This window comes from Ruegeria sp. B1 (genome assembly GCF_056535885.1).
Genome location: NZ_JBQFJA010000003.1, coordinates 56,936 through 71,178, shown reverse-complemented (window position 1 = coordinate 71,178; position 14,243 = coordinate 56,936). Strand labels below are relative to the sequence as shown.

Here is a 14,243-nt window from a genome sequence, read left to right as displayed (position 1 = left end):
GCCGATCCCGGCGCTGGTCTATTTCTCATCGAAATCCGGAAACACCCACCGCTTTATCTCGCGGCTGGGCCTGACGTCTTTCCGAATTCCGACCGGGATGGACCCGCTGCCAGACCCTAAAGGTCCCTATGTTCTGATCTGCCCGACCTACGCTGATGGCGAAGGACGCGGGGCGGTTCCGAAACAGGTGATCCGGTTTCTGAACGACCCGATCAGGCGCGCCGGGATCGTTGGGGTGATCGGCGCAGGCAATCGCAATTTCGGTGCGACCTATGCTTTGGCCGGTCGCATCATCGCCCAGAAATGCAACATGCCCCTGCTCTATTCCTTCGAACTGGCGGGCACTGACACAGACATCGCCCGCGTCCGCGACGGGCTTGAGAAATTAGGGAGACATCTATGCTCGACAGCAGCGTAAACGAGCAGGACTATCACGCGTTGAACGCGATGCTGAACCTCTACGATGGTGAGGGGAAGATCCGCTTTGACGCTGACCGCATGGCCGCGCGGCAGTATTTCCTGCAGCATGTGAACCAGAACACGGTTTTCTTCCATTCGCTGGATGAAAAGCTGGGGTATCTGGTGTCCGAAGGCTATTACGAAGAGGCCGTGCTGGACCAGTATTCAAAGAACTTCATGCGCAAGATCTGGGATGCGGCCTATGCCAAGAAGTTCCGGTTCCCGACCTTTCTGGGCGCGTTCAAATATTACACCTCATATACGCTGAAAACCCGTGACGGGCAGCGGTTCCTGGAACGCTATGAGGACCGCGTGGTCATGACCGCACTGGCGCTGGCACGCGGCGATGAGGCGTTGGCCCTGTCCTTCATGGAGGAAATCCTCGACGGTCGTTTCCAGCCCGCGACGCCCACCTTCCTAAACGCGGGCAAAGCTTCACGCGGTGAGTTGATCTCGTGCTTCCTACTGCGGTTGGAAGACAACATGGAGAGCATCGGGCGCGGCATCAACTCGGCCCTGCAACTGTCCAAGCGCGGCGGAGGTGTGGCGCTGCTGCTGACCAACATCCGCGAGCACGGCGCACCGATCAAAGGAATTGAGAACCAGTCCTCCGGCGTGATCCCGGTAATGAAACTGCTGGAAGACAGCTTCTCCTACGCCAACCAGCTGGGTGCGCGGCAAGGCGCGGGTGCGGTCTATCTGAACGCGCACCACCCGGACATCATGCGCTTCCTCGACACCAAGCGCGAAAACGCGGATGAGAAAATCCGTATCAAAACACTGAGCCTTGGCGTGGTGATCCCTGACATCACGTTCGAGTTGGCGAAGAAAAACGCTGATATGTACCTGTTCTCGCCCCATGACGTGGAAAAGGTCTATGGCGTGCCGCTCTCGGAAATCTCGGTGACCGAGAAGTATTACGAGATGGTGGACGACAAGCGCATCCGGAAATCCAAAGTCAACGCGCGGGAATTCTTCCAGACAATTGCTGAGATCCAGTTCGAATCCGGTTACCCCTACGTGATGTTTGAAGACACGGTAAACCGGATGAACCCCATCGCGGGCCGGATCAACATGTCGAACCTGTGTTCCGAGATTTTGCAGGTCAATGAAGCGTCCGAATTCAACGATGACCTCAGCTATTCCCATCTGGGCACAGATATCTCCTGCAACCTCGGCTCGCTGAACATTGCCAGGACAATGGATGGCGGCGATCTGGGCAGCACTGTTGGCGCTGCGATCCGCGCGCTGACGGCGGTGTCCGAGATGTCGGCAATCGACTCGGTGCCGTCCGTGCGTCGCGGCAATGATGAAAGCCACGCGATCGGTCTGGGGCAGATGAACCTGCACGGGTTCCTTGCCCGCGAACACATCCACTATGGCTCGCCAGAGGGGGTCGAGTTCACATCCGTGTACTTCGCGACCGTCGCTTATCACGCGATCCGCACCTCCTGCGAACTGGCGCAGGAACGCAAGACATCTTTCAAGGGGTTCGAGGACTCCGACTATGCCTCGGGCACCTTCTTCGACAAATACACCACCCGTGACTGGCTGCCCGAAAGTGAGCGGGTGAAGGCTCTGTTCGACGGCATGACCCTGCCCACAAGCGACGACTGGGCGGCGTTGAAGGCCGATGTGATGAAAAACGGCCTCTATAACCGCAACCTTCAAGCGGTGCCGCCGACAGGGTCGATCAGCTATATCAACAACTCGACCTCATCGATCCACCCGATTGTGTCCAAGATCGAAATCCGCAAAGAGGGCAAGATCGGCCGCGTCTACTATCCGGCGGCATTCATGGACAATGATAACCTCGAATACTATCGCGATGCCTATGAGATCGGCCCCGAGGCGCTGATCGACACCTATGCGGCGGCCACCGCGCATGTGGATCAGGGTCTGTCGTTGACCCTGTTCTTTCCGGCCGAGGCCACGACCCGCGATATCAACCGCGCGCAAATCTATGCGTGGAAGAAGGGCATCAAAACCATCTATTACGTGCGTTTGCGCCAGGAGGCCCTTGAAGGGACCGAGGTGCAGGGCTGCGTATCCTGCTCGCTGTAAGGGGAAACGATATGAAAGATATGATCCAAACCAAGATCCCCCGCGCGATTAACTGGAACCGGCTGGAAGACGACAAGGACCTTGAGGTCTGGAACCGTCTGACGGTCAACTTCTGGCTGCCCGAGAAAGTACCGCTGTCCAACGATATCCAAAGCTGGGCCACGCTGACGGACCACGAAAAGCAACTGACCATCCGCGTCTTCACTGGCCTGACCCTGCTGGACACGATTCAGAACACGGTCGGTGCCCCTGCCCTGATGCCGGATGCCGTCACTCCGCATGAAGAGGCCGTGCTGACCAACATCGCCTTTATGGAGGCGGTACATGCGCGCAGCTATTCCTCGATCTTCTCGACACTGTGTTCGACCAAAGAAATCGACGAGGCTTTCCGTTGGTCCGAAGAAAACCCGCATCTGCAGGCCAAAGCCGAGGCGATCCTGAACACATACGCTCCGGGCAATGACCCGCTGAAACGCAAGATCGCGTCGGTGTTTCTGGAAAGCTTCCTGTTCTATTCCGGGTTCTACCTGCCGATGTACTGGTCCAGCCGCGCCAAGCTGACCAACACCGCCGACCTGATCCGCCTGATCATCCGGGATGAGGCCGTGCATGGCTATTACATCGGCTACAAATTCCAGCGCGGCTACGAGAAGCTCTCTGAGGCCGAACAGCAGGAGTTGAAGGACTATGCCTTTGGCCTGATGTTCGAGCTTTATGCGATCGAGAACCAGTACACCGAAGAACTCTATGACGAGATCGGCCTGACCGAGGATGTGAAAGTATTCTTGCATTACAACGCAAACAAGGCGCTGCAGAACCTTGGCTTCGAGGCGCTGTTCCCACCAGAAGTGTCCGAAGTGAACCCCGCCATTCTGGCGGCGCTCAGCCCTGACAGTGAAAACCACGATTTCTTTTCCGGATCGGGTTCGTCCTACGTCATTGGCAAGGCAGTGGCCACCGAAGACGAAGATTGGGACTTCTGATGCCGAAAGATACGCTCGCAATGGTCAGAGAATGGCATCAGGCGTTCGATGTGCCTGTCGTCGATGCTCCGTCGATACCCAAAGACCGGGCGCAGATGCGGCTCGCGATCCTCGAAGAGGAAGTGGCCGAGCTGCGCGCTGCCGTTGAAGCAGGCGACATGGTCGAGGTATTGGATGCGCTGTGCGACATCCAGTACGTTCTGGACGGCACCTTTCTGGAATTCGGTCTTCACCGCGTCAAACAGCAGGCCATGGAGGAGGTTCACGCCTCGAACATGTCCAAACTCGATGCCGATGGACGGCCCGTACTCCGCGAGGACGGGAAAGTACTGAAAGGGCCAGACTTCCGGCGGCCCGATCTGGCCCGTATTCTGCAACAGGCATAATCAGCGCGTCGAAACCGCAGCAGGTGTCAGCCATGCTGCGGTTTCGAACGTGATCAGAAAACCTAAACCTCGACTTCAACCTTGCCGATCGGGTTCGAGCAGCAGGCAAGAATATAGCCAGCCTCGATATCGTCTTCCGAGATCCCACCGTTGTGGACCATGTGGACCTCACCCGCAGTTTTCTTGACCTTGCAGGTACCGCACACGCCGAAGGTACATCCCGACGGAATGTTCAGACCAACCGAGCGTGCGGCGGCAAGGACCGTGTCAGTCTCGGCTACTTTGGCAGTCACTCCTGAGCTTACGAACAGGATCTCAGCGCTGCTTTCATCGTCGAGAACAACGTCATCCAACTCAGGCTGATCCGCCTCAGATTCCACCGGCGCGTCAAAGCTCTCCTGATGGTAGTTATCCATATCGAAGCCAAGACCGTACAGAGCGTCGCGCACTGCTTGCATGAAGGACTCTGGGCCGCAGCAATAGACTTCGCGCTCAAGATAATCGGGGGCCATCAGGCCCAGCATTAATTGGTTGAACTGCCCCTGATATCCTGTCCAAGGGCGGTACCGATCCGGCTCTTCCACAACGAACTTCAGGTCCAAACCATCGGTGCGGCTGGCCATCTGTTCCAACCGTTGGCGGAAGATGATCTCGGATGGTCGCTTGGCACAGTTGATGAAGACAACGTCCAGATCACGGCCTTCGTCCCACATGCAGGTTGTCATCGACATCATCGGGGTGATGCCCGAGCCAGCCGAGATAAACAGGTACTTTCCAGCCGCGCTTTGCGCGTTGGTAAACAGGCCCGCAGGACCAATGGCCTTGATGCGCATGCCGGGTTGCAGGTTGTCCAGCATCCAGCGCGTGCCGATACTGTCGGGTTGCGCTTTGGCGGTGATGGTGATCGACCGTGGCCGCGACGGCGAGGATGAGATCGTATAGGTGCGGTGTACAACACCGCCGGGGTGGTTCGGTGCCGGAATCTCGAGCGTCAGGAACTGACCGGGATGATAGGCGAACTGCGCCCCAGAGGGGGCGCGGAACGAAAAGCTGGCGGTGTTGGGCATCTCGGGCACAACCGAGACACATTCCAGCATTTCACCATCCTGCCAGATGGCTGAAGAAAGCGTGTTCAGGTCTTTCATCAGCCTTACTCCGCCGCCATCGTGTCTGGTGCCAGGCGGGCAGACAACGTGTTGCAATACCAATCCACGAATTGAAGCACGCCGGATTCCTGAATGGGTGAATACGGACCAGGTACATAGGCCGGGCTATTGATGCCCTGCTGGTTATCCTCGACCACCTGACGATCTTCGTCATTCGTGGCGACCCAAACTTCGGTCAGACGTTTCACGTCGTAGTCAAAGCCTTCAACCGCGTCCTTGTTGATCAACCATTTGGTCGTGACCTCAGTCTCTGTCGGGCTGATCGGAGTGACTCGGAAAACAAGCGAGTGATCGGCAAGGAAGTGGTTCCAAGTGGTTGGATAGTGGAACTTCAAAAGCGATCCCGCATCCGCAAAGGGAGATCGGCCCAACCAGCGGCGCACGGCGGATTTCCCGTCCATCGTATAGCTCTCAGCCCCTTCTTTTAGCGGCATACGCGCCAGACGATATTGACCATCATCACTCAGATAAAACTGCGATGGCATGCCCACAGCCTGACACCGGTCGAAATGGGTCTGCATGTAGGCTGGTGTCTCACCACCTTCGATCCCTGTCACGCCCGGATCGTCGGGAAAAGTCCGGCACAGAGCAGGATGGTTGCCGCCACAGTGATAGCACTCGCGGTTGTTTTCCCAGACCAGCTTCCAGTTGCCTTTCTCAATGATCGAGCTTTCAAAGGCGATCTTGGCATTCCCCAGATCGTGCGGCTCAAGATAGGGGCGCGCGATAGTAGCGAACGTATCGAAATCCGGGGCGTCATCCGCCAAACAGATATATACTAACCCGGCGAACTCGCGGCAGTGAACTGTCTTCAATCCATGCTGTTTGGGATCGAAGTCCGGCCCCATGTCACGGGCCCATAGCAATGAGCCGTCAAGTTCGTAGGTCCACTGATGATACGGGCAAACCAGCTTCGGCGAATTGCCTTTTGCAGCCTTGCAGATGATCGAACCGCGATGACGGCACGTGTTGTGAAACGCTCGTATCTGGTTATCGGAGCCGCGCACAATAATCACTCGGTAGGCACCTATGTTGTACGTAACGTAGTCGCCCGATTTCACCAACTCGCACGCGGGAATGGCAAACAGCCAGTCGCGATAATGGATGGTTTCAAGGTCGGTCTGAAAAATCTCGTAATCGGTATAAAACGCCTGTTCCAGAGCATAGCCCGGATTTCGACGCGCCAACAGGCTTTGGATATTGTTCACTTCTGGCTCTCCTGCCGCGCCCCGCGGCATTGCTTGGGCAGATGACAAGGAGGAACCGTCCGGAGGCGCGCGAGGATCGCGTCCGAAACCCGTGCCCCCACCGCCACCCGCGGTTTGACATATCTGAGAGGCTGGTTTCCGGACTTGAAAGGGACTTGCGCCCGGTTGCGACACCTTCCCGGGATCCTCGTCCCAGTGGTTGATTGTCGAACCTGACCTTCCTTACCGTTGCGGGGGCAGTGCCGGACTTACACCGGCTTCCCAATTCTCCGCCGCCTGAGAATCAAACAGCGACACCTCACGAATACAAACTACTTTTGATCCGCTTTGGCGCTGAAATACTTGCGACATTCGCAGGCGCAAAACAGACATTTAGATGTTCAGCAGCGAATTAGAGCACACGCAGTGATCTGGTAGTAACAGACGAGCGATTTTATTTTGTGAGCATCGGGTCAGGAGTCTATCTGCCCAAAGCGCAACCCCTGACATTGGTGTTTGCTGATGCTGCTGAGTATAGCTTGTTTGGCTCAAGCGACACTTCAGACGAGAAAACGCTGTTTTTAGAGCACCGTTTAGACTACGGGTCAATTGGTTCAAGCGAGGCGTCAAAGTTATAGGCGCAGGCCAGACGTCAAATAGAACAACACTTCGGGATAGAGAACGTGATGTACAGGATTGCTGTGGTAGGCCGTGGCTTGATCGGTGGTGCAGCGGCGCGCCATTTGGCTGAAGGAATTGATGGCGTCGTTTGTATTGGACCTGATGAACCAGAGAACCGTTCCGATCACAGAGGCGTCTTTGCCAGCCACTACGATGAAGGTCGCATGACGCGCCATGTCGATCCGATGCCTGAATGGGCCAACACTGCCGGGAAATCGATTGAGCGCTACAGAGATTTGGAAGCGCGTAGCGGGATCAGCTTTTATTCACCTGTGGGCTATCTCGGGCTTGGTGTACCGGGCTCGCAATATAACGCCTTTTGCGCAGCTACCGGTGAGCAGAACGGAGTGCCGGTGGAAAGACTGAACGCGGCGGAGATACGGATCCGCTATCCTTATCTTTCGGTGCAGAATGATGCTGACGGCTTGGTCGAAACCAATGGCGCTGGATACATCAGCCCGCGATGCATGGTTGAGGCACAGACACGCCTGGCTGAAAAGGCTGGCGCTACCTGCATCAGGCAAGCCGCGCGCAAGATATATGCTACCGCTAAGGGCGTAGAAATCGAACTTTGGGATGGCTCCAACATGATCGCTGAAAAGGCGCTGGTCGCCGCTGGAGCCTTCACCGCACCGTTGGGATTGAGCCCTGTAGACCTCGGGCTAACGACTTATGGGCGCACAGTTGTTCTGGTTCAAATCGAAGGCGAGGCTTCACGCGTCTTGCAAGATATGCCGACGATGATCGACACCAGCATCGGCGCCTATATCCTCCCTCCTATTCGATATCCGGACGGAAAAAGTTACTTGAAAATAGGGGTTGGTGACACGTCGGACCCGCAGTTTGCTTCCCTAGAAGGATTGCAAGACTGGTTCAAAGGCGCAGGTCTGGCTGCGAACCGAAACGATTGTCCAGCCCCAATTCTATGGGCCAGTTTTGAGCAAGGTTTCTGGAACGGGCGGTCGCATGTTTAGAGCCTGATGGGGTCTGACACGATTGTACTGTCTAAGCCAGGTATTGATGACGATCTGAGCCTGTTTGGTGGTGTGGAACCATTCTGCGTTGAGGACTTCCCGGCGCAGAGTGCCATTGAAGCGCTCGTTGTATCCATTCTCCCAAGGTGATCCCGGGTAGATTTGGATCGGCTTAATGCCCACCTTTCTTAACCAGGTCTGCAGGGCCGTTGCGATGAACTCCGCGCCGTTGTCGGAACGGATGTGTTCGGGCTTCCCGTGCCGCAATAAGAGTGGGTAGAGCGCATCCAGCACGTCTGCGCTGTTCATCTTCGGCTTGACCGCTACGCAGAGCGCCTCACGGGTATACTCATCCAGCACCGTCAGCATCTTGTAGCTCTGTCCGTTGCTCAGCTTGTCGTGGACAAAGTCAATGCTCCAGATGTGATTGGGATGTTGCGGTCGGAGCCGGATGATCGAGCTGTCCTTGTGGTACAGCCGTTTGCGTTTCTTGTGCCGTTGTGGGAGCTGCAAGCCTTCTTCGCGCCATAGTCGTTCGATCTTTTATGATTGACTGCCCAGCCTTCGACACGCAGCAGCTCGGCGACCTTGCGGTAGCCGTAGCGCCCATACCGTTTGGCCAATCGGATCATCGCCAGACGTAACGCCTCATCATCCTTTGGCGCTGCGCGGTATTGCAGCGTGCTCCGCGCCAATCCAATCACGCGACAGGTGCGCCGTTCAGAGGTTGCCAGCTTTTGTCGGGTGTGGACCACGGCCTGACGAAGCTGGTCTGCCGTCAGGCCTTTGGCTTTAGATAATCAAGGCTCTCCTTGAGAATGAGTTTGTCCAGTTCAAGCTCAGCCACGATTTTCTTGAGCCGATCATTCTCTTTCTGCAGCGCCTTCAGATTGGCCATCTCAGATCGTCCCATCCCACCAAACCGCTTGCGCCATGTGTAATAGGTCGCATCACTGACACCAGCCGTTCTGCACGCCGTCGCGACATCCGAACCAGATGCCAGGCCCAGCTCAATCTCGCGCAAAAGCCGCAGAATATCTTCGTCCGAATACCGTTTCCGCGCCATCAATCCCGTCTCCAAAACTAAGCCAACTGTGGCACAGTTTTAGGGGGCCAAGACACTTCATCCTTCAATTGCCGAGCCTCACTGATGAGCTCTTTGATGTGAAAATCGAAGTTCAACGGGCTTCTGACCAAATCCGACCTCCCCGTCAACCAGCGCTTCGAAACAGCAAAGGCTTCACATAGATCATCGAATCCATGGCTGTGAAGCTTATCAGTCAGGCGAATGTCGTCGAGATAGTCAGCAACGCTTACGTTGTATTTCCGCAGAATGTCTATCGTCTCGACAACGCCATAACCATGAAACCGGAATAGTTCACGGATCCTACTGGAGGACAATCGGATCTCAGTCAGTAGTTGTAGCGGCTTGAGATCATAAACCCTTGGGCGCGAGATTATCGGGGTTTCTGGCTCAGATTATTTGAGACTGTAAATTGATTTGGGATCACATTAGTTGCGATTGGGCTCAGAATAAATGAGACGGGCTCACATTGTTGAGACTGGGATCGGTTAAGTGAGAACGTGCGCGCGCCGGAAGCTACCGTAGATCAGGCATGATGGCTTTCGCCTCAGCCCGGTTAACTCCGCCAGTAAGCGGCAACCGCGTCGCTGCACTTTCGCCATCGTGGTTCTGCGCCTGGTGATACCCGATTAGAACCGTCTCTACTGGCACCCAAGGGAACTGTGAGTTTCAGTTCAGGGTGTTCTTGAACGGTATCGGATGCGCAATGAAAGGGGCTGGATCGCCATTTTCATCGACCACCTCGATACCGTAGAGTGTGAGCGGCCGTTGCTCTGGATAATGCGTAGGCCGCTTTGTCCATTGAAAGCCATCTCCCTTGGGGAAACGGGTCACTTCAAAGGCGTCAATTAACTCGCCAGATTTGATGCCGTCGCCTCCGTGCATGGATCAACTCACCAGTCGTTTTCCGGCTTTGGCAGCCTTGCGCTGCTTGGCTTCCATTGCCTTGCGCTGTTTGCGGTTGAGCGCACGGGTTGGCTGACGCATCCCGTCTGCCGCAGCCAAAGGCTTTTGGGAGCAGACCGGCGTGGCTTTGCGATGTTGCGGAGAAGCCTTCGAGCCATCTGGGGCAGGCAGTCTCGGGCCGATTTGCTCCCATTCGCCCGCGGCATAGATCTCTTCAAGCGTTACCTTCGAGCGCCTCAGGATGTAGTCTTCGGGCTTTGGAAGCTGTTCCGAGAACGTCCAACTCAACGGCACCTTTGCACCTCCAACTCCGGAACGGATGTAGCCGTCTTCCGTAATCTGAGCACCGTTTGCGTTGAGAATATCCAGAACGCAATGCTGCTCCCCGTTCTCAAGAATGACGCGCGTCCCCAATCGGACTTGTCCTTGCTCCCGGATGGCAATTTGCCCATTGGGTTGCTTGTCGCCCACCACGGCATGAACCAGACGGTCTTGGATCGAGCCAACCTCAAATCCGGTTGCGGCGCGGATCTGAGCGCCGTCGCTTTTCATGTTCGTGCCATCGGTGCGGAGAATATCCAGCAAAGGCACATGCTGGCCTTTGAACTTGCCATCCGCGCAGAAGTAAGCGTGACCGGGCGTGACGCCCGTGCCCCAGAAATCGAGAATATGCTTGGCTGTGTTAGTCATAGTGATCCTCCCCCTCTGAAGTGGTCCGCCGTTATGGTTAAGAAAATGGAGGAACCACATGGCGAACAAGCGACCGAAGCCGGAAGAGATTGTCTCGAAGTTGCGGCAGGTTGAGATATTGATGGGGCAAGGCATGTCCCGTCTGGATGCGATCCGGCAGATTGGTGTTGTTGAACAGACCTATTATCGCTGGAGGAAGAAGTACGGCGGAATGGGTACGGATCAATTGAAGGAACTTAAGCGCCTTCAAAAAGAGAATGAGCGTCTTCGAAAGGCCGTCTCGGATCTTACCCTGGACAAACTGATCCTGACAGAGGCGGCCAAGGAAACTACTGAGCCCCGCCCGTCGCCGTGCCTGCATCAACCATGTGCGCCACAAACTGCGTGTCTCAGAACGCCGGGCGTGTCGCGTCCTGAAACAGCACCGATCCACACAGCGAAAGCTGCCGAAAGGTCGAACTGACGAGAAGCGCCTGGTGGCGGACATGATAGAATTGGCCCGCCAGTATGGCCGCTACGGTTATCGCCGGATCGCGGCTTTGCTGAGAGATGCGGGCTGGCAGGTGAATGACAAGCGCGTCGAGAGGCTTTGGCGTCGGGAGGGGCTGAAAGTGCCAATGAAACAACCAAAGAAGGGGCGGCTCTGGTTAAATGATGGATCGTGTGTTCGGCTGCGGCCGGAGCATCGAAACCACGTCTGGAGCTATGACTTCGTGCATTGTCGAACGGATGACGGAAAGGCATTCCGCACGCTCAACGTCATTGATGAGTACAGCCGGGAGTGCTTGGCGATCCGTGTGGACCGCAAGCTGAACTCCAGCGATGTCATCGACGTGCTGAGTGACCTGTTCATCATGCGCGGTGTGCCAAGCTACATTCGCTCCGACAATGGCCCTGAGTTCATTGCCGTGGCGGTGCAAGACTGGATCAATGCAGTTGGAGCAAAGACCGCATACATCGAGCCAGGCAGCCCATGGGAGAACGGTTACTGTGAAAGTTTCAATGCGCGGTTCAGAGATGAGTTCCTGAATGGAGAAGTCTTCTACTGTCTAAGAGAAGCGCAGATTTTGATCGAAGAATGGAGGAAACACTACAACACAAAACGCCCTCACAGTGCTCTGGGATATAAACCGCCGGCCCCGGAAACCATCGTTCAAATGGACCAAAGGCCGGTCATGCACTAACAATCAAATTGGACCACACAAATGGGGCTGATCAGTATCTTTCAGCAATGCTTTCATTCGTATGCGCATAGAGAGGTTCAAGGTCACCGACCTCTGCTCCATCTTGGTAATATGTCTCCATGGCCAGAAATGCTTTGCCGAGCTCATTGAGTTCGACATTCAATGTATGGCCTTCAACTTCTCCTGAGCCGTCGTCAATTTCGCACTCATAGTGATAATCCAGCCATGGGAAGAAATGTGCCATCACCTCGTTCAGGTCTGACGACGGCAGCCAAGTCATGAATTCATATTCTGGTTCGGTGTCTGGATCGCCGAAGCACATCTTGGCCTCACGGAAATTGAGTGTCTTGTTGACCCACTCATCAACAATCAGAAACACACCCTCAGTTGCAGCCCTCTCGACTACTTCTTTGATCACTGGGACGTCCAATACCACAGATGGCGTTCATCCCCGTAAAAGACGAAGTTTTTACCGCGCTTTTTGAAATATGACGTGCCGGATTTGATTTGCAGTGCAATCAGCTGACCTGTTGGGCCATTCTCGCCGTTGGGCTCGGCATGAGCATCAATTCCAAAGTCGCTGATAGGTTGTTCGCGGAACAGCCAGTCCATATTTAGGAAGGCCTGCTCAACCGCGTTAACACCAAGTCGCTCGGTTTTGTGGCTATTCCTCATTGCGCACCGATCGCTTCCGCGATGAATGACGCAAAGGGCTCGATATTCTCTTCAACGCTCGCGGTTTCTAAACTGGCCATGTAAGCATCTCTGTCGTCAACCTGGATCACAGTCCATGGCCGCCCTGCAGCGGCCATCATCACGTTCATCAAAAAGCGTGCTGTACGTCCGTTCCCATCAAAAAAGGGATGAATGAAAACAAAAATGAAATGGCCAAGAACGACCCGAACGTTGGCATCCTTTTCCTCACGTAACAGCTCAAAGAAAACCGGCATGCAATCGCGGACAGCCTCAACATTCATAGGCACATGCTGTGATTGGCGAATGTAGACAGGGGAATTGCGATACCCCGCAAGCTGGGACGCTTTCAAAATGCCAGCAGTCACCGATGGCGCAAACAAATTGCGATACCAATCACTCAAATCCGCTTCCACGACCTCCCCAGCATCCCTGCCTTCCAGAACCGCTCTCACGCTCTCACGCACTCGTTGAAATGCTTCCCAATATCCGCGCGCCGCAAGTGCGTCCCTTAAAGCGCGATCTTCAGGATCGTTATTCGGGCTCCAATTACCCTGGCGTACCTTTTCGATCAGTTCCGGAGAAACTCGATACCCCTCGATTGATAGAGAGTGATACGCGTCTGTCACATAGATATCGTCCACGGCCTTCAAATACGCCTCTGGATCGTTTGCAATGGGCTGCGCTGCTGGCAAAAGCGCAATAATCTGGGTGCGCATCTTGTCCCATTTTAATCTGATGCGGTGCACATGAGGCGATGCAATGCGACCTGCATTGGCCACTCTTATCGATTGGGCGAACGGATTGACCTCACGCACATCATGATCGGCGGCTTTCATCGCTGACAATATTTCATCAGCAATCTTCCCGCTGCCAATACTGCGAAAAGCACCTGACAGGCGACCGGCCGCGCGTGTGTGTCCACCGTCAAGAAGCTTGGCAAGAATTGCTGAAGCATCAGGAATGATCGCCAGTACCGTACGCGCTTCCGTTGCGTTGTTCTCAAAGAACGCCTCTGGGACGCTGATTAATGCGTCTTCCAGCGAGAACAGACGGAGTCCATCCTTAAGGGTCAAACCATCGCCGTCAGCAATCGTTGTGCGGCTTTCAAATATAGATGTGTTGTGCGGAAAGTCCGTGTTCTTGTTGCCGGCCTTCAGGGCGCGAACCAGTACCTGCCTCGGCACAGTTGTGTCGCCTGCATGTAGCATCAAAGATTGCTCTGGGGACAGGGACCAGTCCTCCCCAAATCTCTCTGTCAAATATTGCGCGCAAAACCCCCAAAACGAGGCATACCATGCCGTGCTTTCCCCTACTCGTTCATTGGGACGAGACGGAATGTACCAGCCCTTCATGACTTCTTTGAGAAACCCAGACTTCATCAATCGCTCACGATGGGTGCGCGATAGGTCGGCTGAGCGTACAGCCACTTGGCCCTTTGCTTGCAGCACGTTAAGAGCCTCAAGGGCATCTGCGAGTTTCTCAGGAGCTGTTGCCATGGCTCGATCAGTCCTTATCTTATTGTGTTGATCAATATTTATCTTTTAGCGTTGTATGTCTTTTATCTAATCATGTAGATCAATATTTATCTTATCGAGCTGTGCATATTTTATCTTATTGTGCAAAATTAGTCCAAAGCCTCATATTCTTTTATGTAACCCACCAAAAACTGAGCGAAATGGTAGCTAGCCGTAGACCTCATCACCACTATTGTTACCTTAGGGTCAGGACTTCGGTAACGGAGGCACCCCAGTCAAGCGGTTTTGCGCACAACAATTGACCCGCC

General features: G+C 55.0%; 13 protein-coding genes, 1 pseudogene and 1 riboswitch. Of the genes and pseudogenes, 6 read left to right on the top strand and 8 right to left on the bottom strand.

Annotated features, from left to right (window positions below; translation table 11 throughout):
• Positions 1-4: 4 nt before the first annotated feature.
• From nrdI to ACR3ES_RS25285, 4 genes are read left to right on the top strand one after another with little or no spacing between them, the layout of a single operon-like run.
• Complete coding sequence (gene nrdI, locus ACR3ES_RS25300) at positions 5-418, top strand: class Ib ribonucleoside-diphosphate reductase assembly flavoprotein NrdI (protein ID WP_480426128.1); 414 nt, start codon at positions 5-7, stop codon at positions 416-418.
• Positions 400-2,523 (top strand): class 1b ribonucleoside-diphosphate reductase subunit alpha, encoded by a 2,124-nt coding sequence (gene nrdE / locus ACR3ES_RS25295; RefSeq protein WP_480426072.1) that lies wholly within the window; start codon positions 400-402, stop codon positions 2,521-2,523. Before nrdI ends, nrdE begins: the two co-directional genes overlap by 19 nt.
• Positions 2,524-2,534: 11 nt before the next feature.
• The gene (nrdF, locus tag ACR3ES_RS25290; protein ID WP_480426074.1) at positions 2,535-3,506 is read left to right on the top strand and encodes a class 1b ribonucleoside-diphosphate reductase subunit beta; all 972 of its coding nucleotides are present in this window, start codon (positions 2,535-2,537) and stop codon (positions 3,504-3,506) included.
• Positions 3,506-3,892: a pyrophosphohydrolase domain-containing protein gene (locus ACR3ES_RS25285; protein ID WP_480426075.1), complete on the top strand. Its 387-nt coding sequence runs from the start codon at positions 3,506-3,508 to the stop codon at positions 3,890-3,892. Before nrdF ends, ACR3ES_RS25285 begins: the two co-directional genes overlap by 1 nt.
• 62 nt (positions 3,893-3,954) lie before the next feature.
• Here the strand turns inward: ACR3ES_RS25285 and ACR3ES_RS25280 are convergent, their stop codons facing one another.
• Both ACR3ES_RS25280 and ACR3ES_RS25275 read right to left on the bottom strand, forming a co-directional pair.
• Positions 3,955-5,037, bottom strand: a complete 1,083-nt coding sequence (locus ACR3ES_RS25280; RefSeq protein ID WP_480426077.1) for an FAD-binding oxidoreductase — start codon at positions 5,035-5,037, stop codon at positions 3,955-3,957.
• A 5-nt stretch (positions 5,038-5,042) separates the two neighbouring features.
• A complete protein-coding gene (locus ACR3ES_RS25275) occupies positions 5,043-6,296 on the bottom strand; it encodes an aromatic ring-hydroxylating oxygenase subunit alpha (RefSeq protein WP_480426130.1) in 1,254 nt (417 codons plus the stop codon).
• An 82-nt stretch (positions 6,297-6,378) separates the two neighbouring features.
• Positions 6,379-6,582, bottom strand: a riboswitch (cobalamin riboswitch).
• 349 nt (positions 6,583-6,931) lie between these two features.
• On the opposite strand from ACR3ES_RS25275, the gene ACR3ES_RS25270 reads away from it, so the two are divergent.
• On the top strand, positions 6,932-7,900 hold the full coding sequence (locus ACR3ES_RS25270; protein WP_480426079.1) for an NAD(P)/FAD-dependent oxidoreductase: 969 nt from the start codon (positions 6,932-6,934) through the stop codon (positions 7,898-7,900).
• Here the strand turns inward: ACR3ES_RS25270 and ACR3ES_RS25265 are convergent.
• From ACR3ES_RS25265 to ACR3ES_RS25255, 3 genes and pseudogenes are all read right to left on the bottom strand, one after another.
• Positions 7,850-8,966 (bottom strand): annotated as a pseudogene (locus ACR3ES_RS25265) (IS3 family transposase). The gene ACR3ES_RS25270 and the pseudogene ACR3ES_RS25265 sit on opposite strands and share 51 nt — an antisense overlap.
• Before the next feature lie 687 nt (positions 8,967-9,653).
• Positions 9,654-9,869: a hypothetical protein gene (locus ACR3ES_RS25260; RefSeq protein WP_480426080.1), complete on the bottom strand. Its 216-nt coding sequence runs from the start codon at positions 9,867-9,869 to the stop codon at positions 9,654-9,656.
• Between the two features lie 3 nt (positions 9,870-9,872).
• Entirely contained in the window at positions 9,873-10,580 is a 708-nt protein-coding gene (locus ACR3ES_RS25255; RefSeq protein ID WP_480426081.1) for a hypothetical protein, read from the bottom strand.
• 58 nt (positions 10,581-10,638) lie between these two features.
• On the opposite strand from ACR3ES_RS25255, the gene ACR3ES_RS25250 reads away from it, so the two are divergent.
• A protein-coding gene (locus tag ACR3ES_RS25250) for an IS3 family transposase (protein ID WP_480634816.1) occupies positions 10,639-11,764 on the top strand; the annotation gives its coding sequence in 2 pieces (ribosomal slippage) (positions 10,639-10,907 and positions 10,906-11,764; 1,128 coding nt in all).
• Between the two features lie 31 nt (positions 11,765-11,795).
• Here the strand turns inward: ACR3ES_RS25250 and ACR3ES_RS25245 are convergent.
• The 3 genes from ACR3ES_RS25245 to ACR3ES_RS25235 are packed head-to-tail and all read right to left on the bottom strand — an operon-like array spanning position 11,796 to position 13,956.
• Positions 11,796-12,182 carry a hypothetical protein gene (locus ACR3ES_RS25245; protein ID WP_480426082.1) on the bottom strand — a complete coding sequence of 129 codons (387 nt, stop codon included), beginning with the start codon at positions 12,180-12,182 and terminating at the stop codon, positions 11,796-11,798.
• Positions 12,179-12,439: a DUF4365 domain-containing protein gene (locus ACR3ES_RS25240; protein WP_480426083.1), complete on the bottom strand. Its 261-nt coding sequence runs from the start codon at positions 12,437-12,439 to the stop codon at positions 12,179-12,181. The genes ACR3ES_RS25245 and ACR3ES_RS25240 overlap by 4 nt, the downstream gene beginning before the upstream one ends.
• A complete protein-coding gene (locus ACR3ES_RS25235; RefSeq protein ID WP_480426085.1) occupies positions 12,436-13,956 on the bottom strand; it encodes a Fic family protein in 1,521 nt (506 codons plus the stop codon). The genes ACR3ES_RS25240 and ACR3ES_RS25235 overlap by 4 nt, the downstream gene beginning before the upstream one ends.
• Between the last annotated feature and the right edge of the window lie 287 nt (positions 13,957-14,243).

Coding starts and splice junctions, on each gene's coding strand:
- nrdE (WP_480426072.1), top strand. CDS start 400: ATGCTCGACAGCAGCGTAAACGAGCAGGACTATCACGCGTTGAACGCG.
- nrdF (WP_480426074.1), top strand. CDS start 2,535: ATGAAAGATATGATCCAAACCAAGATCCCCCGCGCGATTAACTGGAAC.
- ACR3ES_RS25285 (WP_480426075.1), top strand. CDS start 3,506: ATGCCGAAAGATACGCTCGCAATGGTCAGAGAATGGCATCAGGCGTTC.
- ACR3ES_RS25280 (WP_480426077.1), bottom strand. CDS start 5,037: ATGAAAGACCTGAACACGCTTTCTTCAGCCATCTGGCAGGATGGTGAA.
- ACR3ES_RS25275 (WP_480426130.1), bottom strand. CDS start 6,296: ATGCCGCGGGGCGCGGCAGGAGAGCCAGAAGTGAACAATATCCAAAGC.
- ACR3ES_RS25270 (WP_480426079.1), top strand. CDS start 6,932: ATGTACAGGATTGCTGTGGTAGGCCGTGGCTTGATCGGTGGTGCAGCG.
- ACR3ES_RS25260 (WP_480426080.1), bottom strand. CDS start 9,869: ATGCACGGAGGCGACGGCATCAAATCTGGCGAGTTAATTGACGCCTTT.
- ACR3ES_RS25255 (WP_480426081.1), bottom strand. CDS start 10,580: ATGACTAACACAGCCAAGCATATTCTCGATTTCTGGGGCACGGGCGTC.
- ACR3ES_RS25240 (WP_480426083.1), bottom strand. CDS start 12,439: ATGAGGAATAGCCACAAAACCGAGCGACTTGGTGTTAACGCGGTTGAG.
- ACR3ES_RS25235 (WP_480426085.1), bottom strand. CDS start 13,956: ATGGCAACAGCTCCTGAGAAACTCGCAGATGCCCTTGAGGCTCTTAAC.